Source organism: Ensifer sp. EB106-03-01-XG145, from assembly GCF_058792075.1.
Genome location: NZ_JBYTEC010000011.1, coordinates 10850 through 26985 on the forward strand (window position 1 = coordinate 10850; position 16136 = coordinate 26985).

The 16136-nt window shown below is 63.0% G+C and carries 15 protein-coding genes and 1 pseudogene; 1 reads left to right on the forward strand and 15 read right to left on the reverse strand.

Annotated features, from left to right (window positions below):
* Positions 1 to 93 precede the first annotated feature (93 nt).
* The 9 genes from AC3WWH_RS23265 to AC3WWH_RS23305 all read right to left on the reverse strand — a co-directional run bounded on the left by AC3WWH_RS23265 (position 94) and on the right by AC3WWH_RS23305 (position 9314).
* Complete coding sequence (locus AC3WWH_RS23265; protein ID WP_113398795.1) at positions 94 to 510, reverse strand: organic hydroperoxide resistance protein; 417 nt, start codon at positions 508 to 510, stop codon at positions 94 to 96.
* Between the two features lie 284 nt (positions 511 to 794).
* Positions 795 to 1847 carry an alpha/beta fold hydrolase gene (locus tag AC3WWH_RS23270; RefSeq protein ID WP_058324923.1) on the reverse strand — a complete coding sequence of 351 codons (1053 nt, stop codon included), beginning with the start codon at positions 1845 to 1847 and terminating at the stop codon, positions 795 to 797.
* 161 nt (positions 1848 to 2008) lie between these two features.
* A complete protein-coding gene (locus AC3WWH_RS23275; protein ID WP_058324924.1) occupies positions 2009 to 2950 on the reverse strand; it encodes a GlxA family transcriptional regulator in 942 nt (313 codons plus the stop codon).
* A 78-nt stretch (positions 2951 to 3028) separates the two neighbouring features.
* Positions 3029 to 3667, reverse strand: a complete 639-nt coding sequence (locus AC3WWH_RS23280) for a VOC family protein (RefSeq protein WP_058324925.1) — start codon at positions 3665 to 3667, stop codon at positions 3029 to 3031.
* A gap of 52 nt (positions 3668 to 3719) precedes the next feature.
* Entirely contained in the window at positions 3720 to 5063 is a 1344-nt protein-coding gene (locus AC3WWH_RS23285; protein ID WP_113398796.1) for an epoxide hydrolase family protein, read from the reverse strand.
* An 87-nt stretch (positions 5064 to 5150) separates the two neighbouring features.
* On the reverse strand, positions 5151 to 5951 hold the full coding sequence (locus tag AC3WWH_RS23290) for an SDR family NAD(P)-dependent oxidoreductase (protein ID WP_058324926.1): 801 nt from the start codon (positions 5949 to 5951) through the stop codon (positions 5151 to 5153).
* Between the two features lie 406 nt (positions 5952 to 6357).
* Positions 6358 to 6573 carry a hypothetical protein gene (locus AC3WWH_RS23295; protein ID WP_058324927.1) on the reverse strand — a complete coding sequence of 72 codons (216 nt, stop codon included), beginning with the start codon at positions 6571 to 6573 and terminating at the stop codon, positions 6358 to 6360.
* Positions 6574 to 6796: 223 nt separating this feature from the next.
* On the reverse strand, positions 6797 to 7534 hold the full coding sequence (gene msrA, locus AC3WWH_RS23300; protein ID WP_058324928.1) for a peptide-methionine (S)-S-oxide reductase MsrA: 738 nt from the start codon (positions 7532 to 7534) through the stop codon (positions 6797 to 6799).
* A gap of 10 nt (positions 7535 to 7544) precedes the next feature.
* Positions 7545 to 9314, reverse strand: coding sequence for a cytochrome c biogenesis protein DipZ (locus tag AC3WWH_RS23305; protein WP_058325072.1), 1770 nt, complete (start codon positions 9312 to 9314; stop codon positions 7545 to 7547).
* A gap of 248 nt (positions 9315 to 9562) precedes the next feature.
* Between AC3WWH_RS23305 and AC3WWH_RS23310 the strand changes: the two are divergent.
* Positions 9563 to 9799 (forward strand): annotated as a pseudogene (locus tag AC3WWH_RS23310) (TrmO family methyltransferase domain-containing protein); the annotation flags it as partial.
* On the opposite strand, the gene AC3WWH_RS23315 reads toward AC3WWH_RS23310, so the two are convergent.
* The 6 genes from AC3WWH_RS23315 to ligD form a co-directional block, all read right to left on the reverse strand.
* A complete protein-coding gene (locus AC3WWH_RS23315) occupies positions 9781 to 9996 on the reverse strand; it encodes a TOBE domain-containing protein (protein WP_492377286.1) in 216 nt (71 codons plus the stop codon). The pseudogene AC3WWH_RS23310 and the gene AC3WWH_RS23315 overlap by 19 nt on opposite strands.
* Positions 9997 to 10131: 135 nt before the next feature.
* The gene (gene xth / locus AC3WWH_RS23320) at positions 10132 to 10905 is read right to left on the reverse strand and encodes an exodeoxyribonuclease III (protein WP_058324930.1); all 774 of its coding nucleotides are present in this window, start codon (positions 10903 to 10905) and stop codon (positions 10132 to 10134) included.
* A gap of 13 nt (positions 10906 to 10918) precedes the next feature.
* Positions 10919 to 11560 (reverse strand): alpha/beta hydrolase family protein, encoded by a 642-nt coding sequence (locus AC3WWH_RS23325; protein ID WP_492377287.1) that lies wholly within the window; start codon positions 11558 to 11560, stop codon positions 10919 to 10921.
* A 1-nt stretch (position 11561) separates the two neighbouring features.
* A complete protein-coding gene (locus AC3WWH_RS23330) occupies positions 11562 to 12647 on the reverse strand; it encodes a tetratricopeptide repeat protein (protein ID WP_058324932.1) in 1086 nt (361 codons plus the stop codon).
* Positions 12647 to 13537 carry a non-homologous end joining protein Ku gene (gene ku / locus AC3WWH_RS23335; RefSeq protein WP_057248502.1) on the reverse strand — a complete coding sequence of 297 codons (891 nt, stop codon included), beginning with the start codon at positions 13535 to 13537 and terminating at the stop codon, positions 12647 to 12649. Before ku ends, AC3WWH_RS23330 begins: the two co-directional genes overlap by 1 nt.
* A gap of 26 nt (positions 13538 to 13563) precedes the next feature.
* Positions 13564 to 16026: a DNA ligase D gene (gene ligD / locus AC3WWH_RS23340; RefSeq protein ID WP_058324933.1), complete on the reverse strand. Its 2463-nt coding sequence runs from the start codon at positions 16024 to 16026 to the stop codon at positions 13564 to 13566.
* Between the last annotated feature and the right edge of the window lie 110 nt (positions 16027 to 16136).

The window sequence follows — 16136 nt, forward strand, 5'->3', positions numbered from 1 at the left end:
AAACACCCACCCCCCCAACCAAAACCCCCCCCCCCCCCCCCCCCCCGCTTCCGTTGGGTCATGTTGCAGGATGCTCCGGCAATCGGAGCTCCGTCAGACGAGGTTGATCGTCACATCGATGTTGCCACGCGTCGCCTTGGAATAGGGGCAGGTCTGGTGCGCAGCATCCACCAATTGACGCGCCACATCCGCGTCGACCCCAGGCAGGCTGACATTGAGCCGAGCCTGCAGGAAGTAACCGCCGTCGCGGTTGCGCAGATCCACCTCGGTATCGACGGCGAGGTCTGCAGGGAGTGCAACCGTCATCTGGCCAGCCGCCAGTCCGATTGCGCCGATGAAGCAGGCCGACCAGCCGGCGGCGAAGAGCTGCTCCGGGTTCGTGCCCGGCCGCGAACCGCCGGGTGAAGAGAGCTTGACGTCCAGACGCCCGTCGTCGCTTCGGGAGGCGCCGTCGCGGCCGCCGGTCGTGTGGGTCTTGCCGGTGTAGAGTACCTTTTCAGCTTCGCTCATCATGTTCTTCCTTTCGACAGGTGTTCTTTTCGGGCCCGATTGCCCTGTGCGACCGTCGAGACACAGATGGCGCTTCGCAGGTGTATGGGATGTTTCACCGAGAAGCGGAAATGTGTGCAAGTCTGCCAAGTACGGGAACGGATACACGCTGATACGAAGGCGGCCATCTCGGTGCGCGGGCGTGAGCGGCCCCTCCCCGAGCAGCCCAACGAGAATCAGCGCACAAGAAAACGCGGGCCCGGCGAACCGGAACCCGCGCCTCCACGCAATCTGCTGGAGAAGAACTAGAAACGGTCGACGTCGACGATCGCCTTGGCGAAGGCCGACGGCGCCTCCTGCGGCAGGTTGTGGCCGATGCCGCCGGTAATCAGCCGATGCTCGTACTTGCCGGAGAAGCGCTTGGCATAAGCCGATGGATCCGGATGCGGAGCGCCGTTGGCATCGCCCTCGAGCGTGATGGTCGGAACGGTAATGGCCGGGAACGCAGCGAGTTGCTTTTCGAGACCGTCATACTTCGCTTCGCCCTCGGCGAGGCTGAGGCGCCAGCGGTAATTGTGGATCGAGATGTCGACATGGTCGGGGTTTTCGAGTGCCTCGGCACTCTTATCGAAGGTGGCATCGTCGAAATCCCACTTGGGCGAGGCAAGCTTCCAGATCAGCCGGGCGAACTCCTTGTTGTTCTGCTTGTAGCCGGCATACCCACGCTCGGTGGCGAAGTAGAACTGGTACCACCAGGCAAGCTCAGCCTGCGGTGACAGCGGCTTTCTGTTCACCTCCTGGCTGCCGATGAGGTAGCCGCTGACCGAGACCATCGCCTTGCATCGCTCGGGCCAGGTTGCGGCGATGATGTTGGCGGTTCGCGCACCCCAGTCGCAGCCGCCGATGACCGCTTTTTCGATCTTGAGCGCGTCCATCAGGGCAATGATGTCCGTGGCGATCACCGCCTGTTGGCCGTTCCGAGGCGTATCGACGGAGAGAAACCGTGTCGTGCCGTAGCCGCGCAGATAGGGAACGATGACGCGGTAGCCGGCATCTGCCAGCAGCGGCGCCACGTCCACATAGGTGTGGATGTCATAGGGCCAGCCGTGCAGGAGGATCACGACCGGCGCCTCGCTCGCGCCAAGTTCGGCGTAGCCGACGTTCAGGACGCCGGCATCGATCTGCTTGAGGTTTGCGAAGGATTTGTTCGTCCCGGGGGTAACTGCCGGCACGCGCGGCGCCTCATTGTTTCCCGCTTGCGCTCTGGCGGCTCCGGCTGAAGCGAATTGCGTCGCGGCCAGCGAGAGCGCGATTGCGCCTATGAAACGGCGGCGTGGGTGGTTGATTTCGTCCGACATTGATTGCCTCCCGTGAACTGAACTGACATCAGAAATGGAGTGCCGGTGTATCCCGGCCGTGTGCTCTGCGGCTCCTATTGAAAGCGCATGTAGAAACGTCAAGCGGGGATACACGGCGATACAATTCTCCTGAGGCGCGACCAATCGCAGTGCCGTCAGGTTCAGACAATGCCTTCGCGGGCATTGCGCCGGACCGTCTGTGGCGGTTGCCCGAGCGTGCGTAGGAACGCGCGGCGCATGCGATCGCTGTCGGCAAAGCCGGTCTCCTCCGCGATCACGTCCATGGAGTGTCGTCCCTGCTCCATCAACAGGCGCGCCGCTTCCACGCGGAGATGCTCGACGGCCTTGGCCGGCGATTGGCCGGTCTCGGAGCGGAAGGCGCGGCTGAATTGCCGCGCGCTCAATCCGGCGGCGTCCGCCAGCTCCTCGACCGACAAGACGCTGCGCAGGTTCGCCTTGGCATAGTTGACCGATTTCTGGATGCGGTCCGACTTCGGATCGAGCTCGAGTAAGGCTGAAAACTGCGACTGGCCGCCGGCGCGCCGGTGATAGACGACGAGCTTGCGGGCGACCTGGCGGGCGACCTCCTCGCCATGGTCCTTCTCGATCATCGCCAGGGCCAGATCGATGCTGGCCGTCATGCCCGCAGAGGTCCACACGCTGCCGTCGACGATGAAGATGCGATCCTCCTCGACCCGCACCTCAGGGAAACGCTCCCGCAGCTGACGCGCAAACACCCAATGGGTCGTAGCGCGACGCCCGTCGAGCAGTCCGGACTCGGCCAGGATGAAGGCACCGGTGCAAGGGGCGGCCACCCGCCGTGAGGCCTTGAGCGCGTGGCGCGCGAAGGCGACCAGCCCGGGTGTTACCGGTTCGATCTCGGTGCCCGCTCCGAACATGACGGTATCAAAGGCGGTGTTGTCGAAGGCCTTCGTCAGCACGCCGAAGCCAGCGGACGACTTGATCTCGCCGCCGGCCTCGGAAAGCAATTCGATCTCGTAGGCCTGTTCCCCGAGCGTCAGATTGGCGACCTCGAAGGCAGTGACCGCCGCGAACCCCATGAGCTGAAACCTCGGAAAGACAACGTAGCCGATCCTGTGCACGTCATACCACTCCGTCCGGAATGATCGCTTATAGCAGATTTACGCCATGAAGGGAACGCGGCGGTCATGGGTTCTATTTCATTCGGGCAACGGTTTTCCGGCATGCTCCGCGACCATGTGCGCGGCATACCAATCCGGCCAGTTGTGGTCGTGTTGACCGCCGTTGCGCTTCTCGTGCTCGCCGTGCGCGGCTGCCGCACGACGCAGTGCCGCCGCAAGATCGGCGACCGAAGCGAAGTCCGTGACATCCGCGTCCACGCGGCCGGGCAGACGCTCGGTCACCTCCTGCAGCAGCCAGCCGTTACCATCGGGGTCGCTGAAGGTCGCGTAGGAACGGTAGCTGCGGCCTCCGGGGTCACGGCCGCTGATCGGCGGCTTTCCGGGACCTTCGCGGTGGAAGACGTCGCTGACTTCAGCGCCGCGTTCGACGAGCTCAGCACGCGCGGCAACGATATCCGAGACGACGAGATAGAGCCCGCTTGCCGAACCGGGAGTGGCCGGGGTCAACCCCGTGCCGAAGTGGATCGACGCCGGTGAGCCGGGCGGCGTGAACTGGACGACTCGAAACGTGTCGCCGACCGGAAAGTCGGCGTCGAGCCGCCAACCAAGGCGGCCGTAGAAATTCTTGGCGCGATCGACGTCCGAGACCGGAATGACGGCGACCTCGAACTTCAGATCGATCGATGGCGCTCTGTTGTCGCTACCTGCACCTGTCATGACACTTCTCCTTTGTTGCGACGGTGGGCGCGCTTTCGCGCGCCCCTTTCTGTCAGCTCGGTTGACGCAGTGACTTGAAGGAAGCTCTCAATTCATCGACCAGGGCTGCCGGCTGCTCCCAGGCCGCAAAGTGTCCGCCCTTGGCGAGCCGATTATAATGGATAAGCTTGGGGAACGCCTTCTCCGTCCAGGACTTCGGCGCCTGATAGAGTTCGTCCGGGAAGGCGCTGACGGCCACGGGAATCTGAATGCCCTTCGGCTGGAAGAATGCGAGCTTGTTCTCCCAGTAGAGACGCGCCGACGACACGGCGGTATTGGTCAGCCAGTAGAGCGTGATGTTGTCGAGCACGTCATCACGGCTCAGGCCCTCCGACTGACCATCGAAGACGCGGGCGATCAGTTCGTAGCTGCGGGCGTCATGGTCCAGCATCCAGCTGGCGAGCCCGATCGGCGAGTCCTCGATGGCATAGAGCGTCTGCGGACGCTTGCTCATCTCCTGCGCATAGGAGAGCCCGTTCTTGTAGAAGAAATCGAGTTGGTCATAGGCACGGCGCTCGTCGGCCGAGAGATTGGATGGTGCCGGTTCGCCGGCGTCGAGGCTCTTCTGGATCTCGGCCGGAACGGTCGCCGGCATGTTGGTGTGGATTCCGAGCAAGCCGGTCGGCTGCTGCAACCCCATCTGCTCCGTAACCGCGTCCCCCCAGTCGCCGCCCTGCGCGACGTAGCGGGTGTAGCCGAGACGTTGCATCAGCACCGCCCAGGCCCGGGCGATGCGCACCGGATCCCAACCGCGTTCATTGGGCTTGCCGGAGAAGCCGTAGCCGGGGAGCGATGGAATGACAATGTCGAAGGCATCGGCCTCGTAGCCGCCGTGGGCTGTCGGGTTCGTCAGAGGATCGATGATCTTCAGTTGCTCGATGATCGAGCCGGGCCAGCCGTGGGTGACGATGAGAGGCATCGCGTTCTTGTGCTTCGACCGCACGTGTATGAAATGGATGTCGACGCCGTCGATGTTGGTGACGAACTGCGGCAGGTCGTTGAGCTTCTTCTCCACCTTCCGCCAATCGTACTTGGTCGCCCAATAGTCGGCGAGCTTCTGCATGGTGGCGAGCTGCACGCCCTGGGTGCCGTCGTTCACCAGTTCCCGGTCCGGCCACTTGGTGGCCGCGATGCGCTGCTTGAGGTCGGCAAGCGCCGCATCACTGGCATGGAACTGGAATGGACGGATGGACTCGTCGGCCGCCGGCTTAGCGGCAACAACGATCTGAGTACCACCCGCCGAGGAGGCACCTGCGGCATGGGCGGCGAGCGGAGGAAGCAGGATCGCGATCGCTCCGGACAGCGCGAAGGCGGCCAAGCGACTGCTCTTGGCAGTTGGCAAATAGCGTCTGGACATCATCATTCTCCTGGTTCGAGTGTTGAGGCGATGCCAGAGGCATCGCCGAGCGATTCCGGGATGGGAGGAGCCCGGAGCAGATCGGGGCTATCCCCCGATGTTGTAGCGAGCGGCGGGTGCGCTCCTGGAAAGGTTCGGCATGAGTTTTTGCCGGGCCGCCTCATAGGCCGCCCAATCAGCGGCCTCCGGCAGCGCCGGGATGGTGATCACTTCGCCCTGATCGAGACCGGCAAGCGCGGCATCAACCATGTCTTCGGCCCGCATGACGATCTCACTTGGAACATGTTCGAGCGGCGTGCCGGCAATGCCCCAGAAGTCGGTCGCCGTCGCCCCCGGCAGCACGGCCTGGATGCGGATGTTTTTGTCGGCAAGTTCCTTCTGCAGCGACAGGGTGAATGCCAAAACGAAGGCCTTCGTGCCACCGTAGACGCCGTTCAGCAGTTCAGGCGCAACGCCGACGATGGAGGCGATGTTGATGATCGTGCCGGCACCGCGGGCGGCAAATCCGGGCGCGGCCGCATAGGTCAGCCGCGTCAGCGCGCTGACGTTGAGCGTGATCATCTCCTCCATCTTGTCGACATCGGATGCGAGCAGCGGTGCGGTGGCACCAACACCCGCATTGTTGATCAGCACCGTGATGCTCGCGTCGTCCCGGAGGATCTTCTCGACCCGCCTGACATCGTCCTTGATGCCGAGGTCCGCAGCGACGACCTCGATGGCGCGCCCGGTCTCATCTGCCAACCGGCTGGCGAGCCCATTCAAGCGCTCACGGTTGCGGGCAACGAGGATTAGATCGAAACCGCGGCGCGCCAGACGATCGGCATAAATCGCGCCGATACCGGAGGACGCGCCGGTGATAAGTGCCGTACCTTTGGAATTCCTGCTCATTTCAAGCTCCTTTGCCTTGGTTGGAGCCTCGATAGTAAGACGAAACGCCAGTGGCTCAAATGTCGTAATTCCGACGTTTTAGGCCACACCCACCTTCACCGACTGCAACGCCGTGTCGGAGGGATGAGAACCAAACTTCGCCGTGACCATGCGTGGGCGGTGTATCGGAGATGTGTTCTGGAGCGGCGTCTGTGTATCTCAATGTTTGAACGGCCGTGCGCGACCGCAGAGCGATACGAAATGCTCTGGCGTTCAAAGCGAACGGGGCCGTGGAGATCGGCAAAGAGGACGGGGCCGGCACAGCGTCGACCCGCTCCAGAACCTTCACGCTCCCATCGGCTTCGCCGCGAGAATCCGCCTTGATTGGCTTCAAACGTTCGCGCCGCCAGCTTTCGCGGTGCGGTGATCAATCGAAGAACGGGCTGGCAAGCTCCTCGTGCGGAGCCTCCGGTAGCAACCCTCCGTCCTCAATCGCCGCCGGCTGCGGCCGCGCCGCGGCCGTTGCGGACGCCGGATTGGCGACGAGCGCGGCAAGAAGCGAGGGCTCTCCCGGGCCGCTGTCCCAGGCGCATGGCGCCGCCGCGAGGACGACTATGGCGAAAGCTGTTGCGAAAATGCGCATGATGGCTCCTTCCGTTGATCATGGCGGCAGCGACGCGTCCCGTCACCACGGGCCCAAGCCTTGCTCACCGCCAGAGTGTCCTTTGGGCGTATCGCGGATGTGTGCGGGCGGCCGCAAAACTGTATCCGTGTGTAGAAGGCCGACTTGGCCCGACCCCTTGCAAGATCCGTTCGAAACGTCACGGGTCTGGTCGTGCTCGCGATCCACACAAGCTCATGATCGGCTACGACGCGCTGTCAGCGACAAGCACCGGCTTCTCGCGATAGAGGCTCGGGAACAGGCGGTGCAGCGCTTCTATCTTCGGTTGCTCGTAGAGGACCACATAGGGCTGGCCTGGATTGTTGTAGACGTAATCCTGGTGATAGGCCTCCGCTTGATAGAAAGCCTTGCCGGGTTCGACGGTCGTCACAAGCGGCCGGGCAAAGACGTCCGCCGCGTTCAGTTGCGCGATGTAGTCGGAAGCGACCTTCGCCTGCGCTTCATTGCGCGGGAAGATCGCCGATCGATACTGCGGGCCGCTGTCCGGCCCCTGTCCGCCAAGCTGCGTCGGATCGTGCGCAACCGAGAAATAGATCTCGAGAAGCTGCCCATAACTGATCGTCTTGGGATCAAAGGTAATCTCCACCGCTTCGGCGTGGCCGGTGGTGCCGGTTTCCGTCTGTTCGTAGGTCGCCATCTCCGCACTGCCGCCGGAATAACCGGACCTGACGCCGGTGACGCCGGCCACATGCTGAAACACGGCTTGCACACCCCAGAAGCAACCGCCTGCGAGCACTGCCGTCTGCCTTGTCCTCGTTGAAGCGACGTCATGGAGCGCCTTGGGAATGGGTTTGGCCTGCTGCGCCGCCGTTTGTTCGTCGAAGGCGAACGTCAGCCCGCCGCCAACCATTGCCAGCGCGACGAGCACACGTCGGGAAAGGGCGGGCATGCGGCGCCTATGCTGCTGCTGTTTGTAGACCATCTCTGAACTCTCATCCAAAAGTGAAAACGAAGGCTTCCGCGCCGGGCTCGAGAAAGCGGATCTCGAAGGTCCGTTCCCGCGCCGCGCCTGACTGGCGCACGAGCTGATAGAGGCGGGTCTCCGTGACGGTCCCCCTGCCGGACGCGTCGATATCCGAGCCACGGTCAGCTGCGGGCGCTGCACCATCCACCGTCACCTGAAACGGGATCGGCCTGCCGCCGGCGCCAGGCCCAAGCACCAGATGCAGATCGCGAGCGCGGAACCGGTAGGTGATACCGCCGCCCGCTTCGTTGACACGGGCCTGCTCTGCCCCGACTGTCCAGTTGCCGGTAAGGCCCCACTCGTTGAGACCCGGACTATCGACCGTATAGCGCTTGGCGCTGTCTGCGGAGACGCCCTCCGGAGACACGAAATTCGAGGCCCGCTCATACCCGAGGTAAGTCTCGCCGGATCCAAGCCGGGAGAGGTCGGGCGAGGCTTCGGCTCCCTTTGCATCCGGTTTGACGAAGTTGTTTTCGGCCTTCCGCTTTCCCGCGGCCTCCGCCAGCAGATCCTGGATCACCCGCTCGGAACCTTCATAGTCGCCCTCGCCGAAGTGCGTGTAGCGGATCTGCCCTTCGGCATCGATGAAGTAGTGGGCCGGCCAGTAGCTGTTGGAGAAAGCGCGCCAGATGGCGAAGTCGTTGTCGATGGCCACCGGATAGGTGATCTTGAAGTCACGCACCGCCTTTTCGACGTTGCCGATCTGCTTTTCAAAGGCAAATTCCGGCGCGTGAACACCAATGACGACCAGGCCCTGATCCCGGTACTTCTCGGCCCAGGCCCGCACATAGGGGATGGTGCGGATGCAGTTGATGCAGGAGTAGGTCCAGAAGTCGACAAGGACGACCTTGCCGCGAAGCTCGGCCGGGGTCAACGGCTTGGAATTCAGCCACTGAACGGCGCCGTCGAGCGACGGGAACGGACCTTCGACCGGGAGGTCGCTGCGATAGGCCGCCTGTCTCGTATCCTTAGCGGCAAGCGTCATGCGGGTGCTGGTGACGTCGGCAGGCGCCGCATTGCCGCGCAGGCGATCGAGGATCGACTGTTCGAAGCCCGAAGTGCTCGCATAGGAAAGTTGCGCCAGCAGGCCGGTGTCCAGCCCAAGGGCGATAGCTGCAACGCCGGCCAGCACCGCAACGCCGAGACCTTGGCGGATGCGGTCGCCAATGCCGAGGAAGCGTTTCATCGCCGCGAACACGCGTGCGCCGGCAAGGACAGCGAGCGCCAGCGAGGTCGCGGCACCTGCGGCATAAGCAACAAGCAGCAGCGTCGTCTGCACATTCGCGCCGTTCAGCGCCGCGCCGGTCAACACCAGGCCGAGCACCGGTCCGGCGCAGGGTGCCCAGAGCAATCCGGTCGCAACACCGAGCAGGATGGCGCCGCCGACGCCGCCCTTCTCCCCGGTCGCAGCCTTTCTCGACAGCCGGTTTCCCAGCGCCACGAGCGGGCCAGTCACGATAGTTGCGGCACGCGTTGAGAGCAGTGTTACGCCGAATACCGCCAGCAGTGCAATCGCGGCGTAGCGGCCGAACGCGTTCGCCTGGACCGCCCAGTTGCCGCCGAGCGCGGCAAGCGAGGCGATGCCCGCAAAGGTCACGATCTTGGCGAGCAGCATCGGAAGTATGCTGGTGGAAAAGGGCTGGCCGGCGCGGGCAAACACGAATGGCAGGACCGGCAGGATACAGGGACTGACGATCGTCAGGACGCCTGCAAGATAGGCTACAACAAAGAGGAGCATCATCGTCTCTCCGCACTGGATCAATGCCCCGAGGCAGTGATCACTTGACATGAGCGGCAGAGGACCATCGCGACGTATCGCGGATGTTTCCGATCTGCGGAGATTTGTATCTCAGTGCAACCGCCGCGGCGTTTGCGGGGCGGCGGCACGTCGCGACACACGATCGCGGCCAGATGCTCGCTCGACCCGGTGAGATGGACCAAAGCAAAAGAGGCCGGGACGGTCCCGGCCTCGATTGTCAGATAGCGGTGCACGGCACCTTTTCACTGCGCTCGCCCGTGCGCCCCAATCCGATCGACACGTCGATCGTCAAGCTTGAAGCTGTGGAAGGCCCAACGCTGCTCGTGCGCGGCCTCGATTGCCTCGACGGCACACCGCTCATTGACCTCAAGCCGGACCGGACCCTGTTCAAGCCGATTGCGCCGCCTCAGCGCGGTGATTTCGAGACCGGCAACCGCGGCCCACATCATTGCCAGAAGGCGTGATCCAATGACGATCTGGATGGGCGCGACGAAAGATCCGCCTCGCCGCCGAACTTCAATCCTAGTTCGTCAACGAACTCGTTGGTGATCGCTGCGGTCACGATCGAGCCGCCGACGTCGATACGAACGTGGGCGGTGGTAGCGCCCTTGATCACTTCGACGAACTTGCCCTTGGGGCGATTGCGTGCGCTGATTTTCATGCGGTTCTTCGTGTTGGTTACCTTGGACGTTCGCGGGCACCGCATCCATCCACCTGCCGGACCGGGTGTAATCCGGATGAGGGCTGCGAATAGCCGCGGACGATGCGGCAGCTTCGTTCCCGCAATATCGCCAGCTCAATCGCGCAACGTGATCCAAACCGGCGCGTGGTCGCTCGCGCCCTCCATGCCGCGAACCTCGCGATCGATGCCGGCACCAACGAGCTTGCGGGACAGCTTGCGGCTGAGCAGCATATGATCGAGCCGGAGCCCGGCATCGCGCTGCCACCGGTTCCGGCGATAGTCCCAGAATGTGAAGAGCTGTTCCTTCGGATGGACCTTGCGCAGCGCATCGAGCCAGCCGTGGTCGAGGAGCGTACGGAACGCCGCACGGCTTTCCGGCTGCACCAGCGCGTTGTCGTCGTAGGAGCTTGTCGGGTAGACGTCGCGCGGCTCCGGCACGATGTTGTAGTCGCCGGCAAGCACAACAGGCAGATCGAGGGCGAACAGCTCGGCGGCGTGCTTGGCCAGGCGCTCATGCCACGCGAGCTTATAGGCGAACTTGGGGCCGGGCTGCGGGTTGCCGTTGGGCGCATAGAGGCAGGCGACCAGGACGCCGCTGACGGCAGCCTCGATGTAGCGAGCCTGGTCATCCGAAGGGTCGCCGTCGAGCCCGACGCGGGTCAGGACCGGCGCGCTGTCGCGAGCGAGGATCGCCACGCCGTTCCAGGCGGATTGTCCCTGCCAGACGGCGCCATAGCCGGCCGCCTCGATCGCCGATCGCGGAAACTGCCGGTCGGTCGCTTTCAATTCCTGCAGGCAGACGATGTCAGGCTTGGTTTCGCCGAGCCAGGCGATCAGGTTTTCGAGCCGCTTGTTGATGCCGTTGATGTTGAAGGTGACGATCTTCATCCCGGCAAACAGATCAGCGCGTCAGTCGGGCGGCCCAGGCCGCCACCGCATCGGCCACGGTCCTCAGATGATCGGCCGTCGAAAAGCCGGAAAGGCTCTTGCGCGGCTTCAGGTCATGGTCGCCGTCCTCGAGCCACAGGACTTCGATCGCGTCGGAAAGCGTATAGCCCGGAACCTCCTCGCGCGTGCCGAACTCGTCACGGGTTCCCTGGCAAATCAGGGTTGGCGTCTTCTGCCCAGCCAAATGTTTGGTGCGCAACTGCTCGGGCTTGCCCGGCGGGTGGAAGGGATAGCCGAGGCAGAGCAATCCGGTGATCTTGCCGGCCGCGTGGAGCTGGTCGGCGACCATGCTCGCAACTCGCCCACCCATCGACTTGCCGCCGATGATGAGCGGCCCCTTCGCATCAAGCGCTTCGATGGCGGCGACATATTCCGGATTGAGCGTTTCCGCGCGCGGCGGAGGCTTGCGCCCGTCCGACGTCCGCCGCGCCGCCATGTAGCCGAACTCGAAGCGGGCGACGCGGAAGCCGGCGGCGGCAAGCGCCTTGGCGGTCGCGGTCATCGAGGCGGAATCCATCGGCGCGCCGGCGCCATGGGCAAGAAGGATGGTGCCGGCTGCATCATCAGGTCCGTCGAAAAGGAATTTGTCGCCCATATCAGCCCGCTGTCCTTGGACGGCCTTGCAGATCGACATATTGCACGCCGCGTTCCGCCGTTCGCGCCCATTCGCTATCGCTATCGAGTTCGAGATAGCGGCTCCACCAGCGGCGTGCCTCCCCGAGATCGCCGGCATCGAATTCGAGTTTCGCGAGATTGAAGACGGCGTCGGCATAGTCGCCGTCGAGCTCGATTGCTTTCCTGAGGTGCCTGCGGGCAGCGTCGATCCGTCCCCGTTCACTCATCAGCCCGGCGAGGTTGAACCAAGCCTCGACGAAGGATGGATCGAGTTTGATGGCGCGGGCGTACTCATGCGCCGCATCCAGCTCCCGTCCCGCAGCCTTCAGGCAATTGGCACGGTTGAAAGCGGCAACCGAATCCGTCCGGTCCATGGCGAGATAGCGCTGATAGAAGGCGGCCGCCTCCTCGTAGTCTCCATTCGCCTCCGCCTCCTCGGCCAAGTCGAAGAGGTCTTCCAAAGCGGCATCATCGGGCGTGCCGAGATCGAAGAGCAATTGCCCATTGAGCTCGCTCAGCCCCTCGGCACTCCGGGCGTAGATCGCATCGGGACCGCCACTATGCAGCGAAAGCGCCGTCAACGAAGCGACCTGTCCTGAACGATGAACGGATCGGGCGATGGCGCTCCAATTCGCGCCGCTTCCAATCAGTTCCGCATACTTTCTGGCGAGGATGAGGTCACGGAACGAATACGGCTCGCTGTCATGCTCGAAAGCATCGAACAGGGATAGGAGATCGAAGGTCCGCGGAGAAAGCTTGGCCTGATCGATCAGAGACTGACGTGTGAGCGCGGAGGCCACCGGCACCGGCAAGAGCCCGAGAAGCCGGAGGAAGCCGTTCTCGCTGACGAGCCATCGCCCCGCCGCATGTTCCGCATCGAAGCGGGCTTCGATCTCCGCCTCGCTCGACTTCGCCAGCAGGTTCCGGCCGAACACCAGATACGTAGTCTGACGCGTAACGCCGCGCCGCAAATGGCCGAACTGTCGCTCCACTTCCCGCGCCACAAGCCGCCGCGGGAATGCCGAGAGGCCCCCAACGATACCGAATGTCTGGCCTGCAACCGCCATCAGGCTTTCTTCTTCGCGGTCGGTTTTGCCGCCGTCCGCTTGGCCGCAGCCGGGGTTGCCGCCTTGGCCGTTTCCTTCGCCGCCGGCTCGGCCTTGGACTTGCTCTTTGCCGGTGGCTTCGACTGCGACAGGCTCGCCTTCAGGGCATCCATGAGATTGATGACGTTACCGCGTTCCGGCGCGGCGGCAATGATCGGCTTATGACCTTTAAGCTTCTCTCGGATCATCTTCATCAGCGCGATCTCGTAGCGGTCCTCGTAGTTCTTCGGATCGAAGACCGTCATCTTCTGCTGGATCAGCGCTTCGGCAAGCTGCAGCATTTCCGGATCTGGATGACCGACAGGGATGTTGCCAAAATACTCTGCGGTTCCGCGCACTTCGCTCGGATTTCTCAGAGTACACACGAACATACCGGTTTCGCGTGAACCGATCGTCACCACCCGCTCGCGGCTCGAAAGAACCAGCCGCGCGATCGCCAGCTTGCCGCTCTTCTTCAACGCCTCGCGCAGGACAACGAAGGTTTCCTCGGCCATCGCGCCATCGGGCGCCAGATAATAGGGCGCATCCTGGTAGATCACATCGACTGACCCTTCATCGACGAAGGCCTCGATGTTCATGGTGTGGTTGGACTCGATCCTGACACTTTCGAGGTCGGCGTCCTCGATGATGATGTATTTTTTGTCTTCGTATTCGTAACCCTTGACCAGGTCCGAGCGCTCGACGAGGCCGAGTTCCGGGTCGACCGGTTTCATGTTGATCCGGTTGTGGGTGTCCTTGTGAAGCTGATTGAAGCTGATGCGTTCGCTCGAGCTGGTCGCCGGATAGAGCCTCACGGGGCAACTGACGAGACTGAGTTTAAGGTAACCTTTCCAACTTGCCCTGGGCGCCATGATTGTCTCCTACGCGGCCAAACGCATTACGTCCTCGTTTCGGACAGAAGCGGCAAATCCTTGGCAAAGTCGTCGATATCCGCCCAGGGATCGCCGAAAGTATCCAGAAGTCCAGGCAGCGAAGAATAATTCAAATCCTCCGGAGCGTCGATAGTCTCCAGATCCGCCCAGTTGAGCGGCGTCGAGGCGGGCAGATTTGTGCGTGCACGCAGCGAATAGGGCGCCGCCGCCGTATGGCTGCGGGCATTGCGATGGAAATCGATGAAGATCCGCTTGATGCGGTTCTCCTTGCCCATCGTGGTGGTGAAGGTCTGCGGTGCGCTTGCCGCCAGCCGTGTCGCGATCGCGCTCGTCGCCTGGTGCGTCTTCTTCCAGTCGAGTTTCGGCGTCACCGGCACGACCACATGGATGCCGCTGCCGCCTGATGTCTTGACGAAGGGAACGAGGCCGAGCGCTTCCAGCTCACCGCGGATATGGACGGCTGCCTCGACCACATCGCGCCAGGCGATGCCCTGGCCGGGATCGAGATCGAAGACGATGCGGTCGGGTTTTTCCAGCCGCTCACGCTTCGTGCCCCAGCTATGAAGCTCGATTACACCGAACTGAGCGAGCGCCAGATAGCCCTTCGTGCCTTCGATCGAGAGGAAGGAATTGGTTTCGCCCTCGGAGTTGGTCGAGTTGAAGCTGATGATCGAGGGCGGCATGCCGGTAAAGGGATGACGCTGAAAGAAGCAGTCTGCACGCTTTCCCGTCGGGCAGCGGAAGAGCGACACTGGCCGACCGAGGATATGAGGCAGCATGAAGTCACCGACGAGTGCGTAGTAGACGGCAATGTCGAGCTTGGTCGGCCCGGACTTGCCGAACACCCGACGGTCCGCATTGGTGACCTGGATGCTTGCGAGATCGGCATCCGTGATCAGCCGCTTGCGCGTTGCACGCGCCGGTGCGGAAAGCTCGACATCGCGAAGCCCCTTGAACACCGCATGGCGCAGGACATTGTCGGTCGTGCGGTTGGAATAATGGATGCGGGCGCTCAGCACCGGCCGAACCCAGGTGATTTCCTTCGGCGCGCCCTCCAGCGTCGCCGCGTCGCCGCGCAATACCTCCAGCCGGGTCAGCAACTGCTTGGCCGTCGCCGCATCGAAACCGGTTCCGACCTTGCCGCGATAGTGCAGCTCGCCCTCCTCCCACTCACCGAGAGCGAGAGAAGCAAGGCCTTCGGCCGCCTCGCAAGTTGTGTATCCGGCGATCACGAAATCACCGAACTGGAGCGCCTTCGTCTTGGTCCAGGTCTGCGTGCGACCACTCCGATAGGGTGCCGAGGCACGCTTCGAAACGATCCCCTCCAGCCCCAGTTCCGAGGCTTGGTCGTAAAGCCCATGCCCATCGCCTTCGACATGGTCGCTGAACTGGATGGCCGAACGACTGGAAACCTGCCCCTCGAGCAATTGCGCCAGCAGCGCCTTGCGCCTTTCCAACGGAACCTCGGTCAGGTTCCACCCGTCGAGATGGAGGATATCGAAAGCATAGAAGACGAGCTTGCTGTCGACACCGGTCGAAAGCGCGTCCTGCAAGAGCGCGAAGCGGCTGATGCCCTTGTCATCTAGTACGACGATCTCGCCGTCGATGATCGCCTCGCGGCAGGGCAGTTTCCGGAAGGCATCGGGAAGGTCGCCGTAGCGCTTCGTCCAGTCCAGCCCGCTGCGAGTGATCAGCCTGATGTTGCCATCCGAGACATCTGCCATCGTCCGGTAGCCATCGAACTTGATTTCATGCAGCCAGACTTGCCTGTCCGGCGGGCGGCCCGGGGGCTTCGGTGTTGGGCTGGCAAGTTGCGGCTCGATCCGCTGCGGCTTCGGGCCCTTCACCGCAGCCGGCAGCGCGCCGGGTTTGAGAACGACCCGCTTTGCCGGCCTCTTCGGCGGCTCGACCAGTTCCTCGATCCGCCTGCCGCTTTTCACGCTTTCGGGACGCGACGTCAGGATGTCGACATCAGCTTCGGCTGCAAGGTCATGTTCCTTGAAAAGCAGCCAGTTACGTTGGTCTTCCTCACCCTGCTTCGGTTTCAGCCGCGTCAGCATCCAGCCGCCATTGAGCTTTTCGCCGGCCAGACGGAACTTGAAGGCGCCGGTCCTGAGGCTCTTGTCGATATCGTCCATCGGCGCCCAGACGCCGGTATCCCAGACGATCATCGGCCCACCGCCATACTCGCCTTCCGGAATGACGCCCTCGAAGTCGATATAGTCGAGCGGATGATCTTCGGTCTCGACCGCCAGACGCTTGTCGGCGGGATTGAGTGACGGCCCCCTGGGGACCGCCCAGCTTTTCAGCACATCACCGACCTGGAGCCTGAGATCATAGTGATCGGCCGTGGCGTGGTGCTTGTGCACGACAAAACGATTGCCCTCCCCGCCGGCTCTCCCGGCAGGCTCCGGCGTCCTGGAAAAATCCCGCTTCGCGCGGTAGGCCGTGAGCTTCGACGTCGCCATATCGCAAAGCTACGGCGTGTTCGCAGAGGTCGCAATATCCGCCAAAGACAGGGAACTGTGCGGCTATGCACACGCCTGCTTCGGAAAACATTTGCTTTCCCATCTGGCAA

Excerpts from the sequence above, each read along its gene's own strand:
- msrA (WP_058324928.1), bottom strand. The coding sequence starts at position 7,534 with ATGGTCTACAAACAGCAGCAGCATAGGCGCCGCATGCCCGCCCTTTCC.
- ligD (WP_058324933.1), bottom strand. The coding sequence starts at position 16,026 with ATGGCGACGTCGAAGCTCACGGCCTACCGCGCGAAGCGGGATTTTTCC.
- AC3WWH_RS23305 (WP_058325072.1), bottom strand. The coding sequence starts at position 9,314 with ATGCTCCTCTTTGTTGTAGCCTATCTTGCAGGCGTCCTGACGATCGTC.
- AC3WWH_RS23315 (WP_492377286.1), bottom strand. The coding sequence starts at position 9,996 with ATGAAAATCAGCGCACGCAATCGCCCCAAGGGCAAGTTCGTCGAAGTG.
- AC3WWH_RS23285 (WP_113398796.1), bottom strand. The coding sequence starts at position 5,063 with ATGTCCAGACGCTATTTGCCAACTGCCAAGAGCAGTCGCTTGGCCGCC.
- AC3WWH_RS23280 (WP_058324925.1), bottom strand. The coding sequence starts at position 3,667 with ATGACAGGTGCAGGTAGCGACAACAGAGCGCCATCGATCGATCTGAAG.
- AC3WWH_RS23290 (WP_058324926.1), bottom strand. The coding sequence starts at position 5,951 with ATGAGCAGGAATTCCAAAGGTACGGCACTTATCACCGGCGCGTCCTCC.
- ku (WP_057248502.1), bottom strand. The coding sequence starts at position 13,537 with ATGGCGCCCAGGGCAAGTTGGAAAGGTTACCTTAAACTCAGTCTCGTC.
- AC3WWH_RS23330 (WP_058324932.1), bottom strand. The coding sequence starts at position 12,647 with ATGGCGGTTGCAGGCCAGACATTCGGTATCGTTGGGGGCCTCTCGGCA.
- AC3WWH_RS23265 (WP_113398795.1), bottom strand. The coding sequence starts at position 510 with ATGAGCGAAGCTGAAAAGGTACTCTACACCGGCAAGACCCACACGACC.
- AC3WWH_RS23295 (WP_058324927.1), bottom strand. The coding sequence starts at position 6,573 with ATGCGCATTTTCGCAACAGCTTTCGCCATAGTCGTCCTCGCGGCGGCG.
- AC3WWH_RS23270 (WP_058324923.1), bottom strand. The coding sequence starts at position 1,847 with ATGTCGGACGAAATCAACCACCCACGCCGCCGTTTCATAGGCGCAATC.
- AC3WWH_RS23325 (WP_492377287.1), bottom strand. The coding sequence starts at position 11,560 with ATGGGCGACAAATTCCTTTTCGACGGACCTGATGATGCAGCCGGCACC.
- xth (WP_058324930.1), bottom strand. The coding sequence starts at position 10,905 with ATGAAGATCGTCACCTTCAACATCAACGGCATCAACAAGCGGCTCGAA.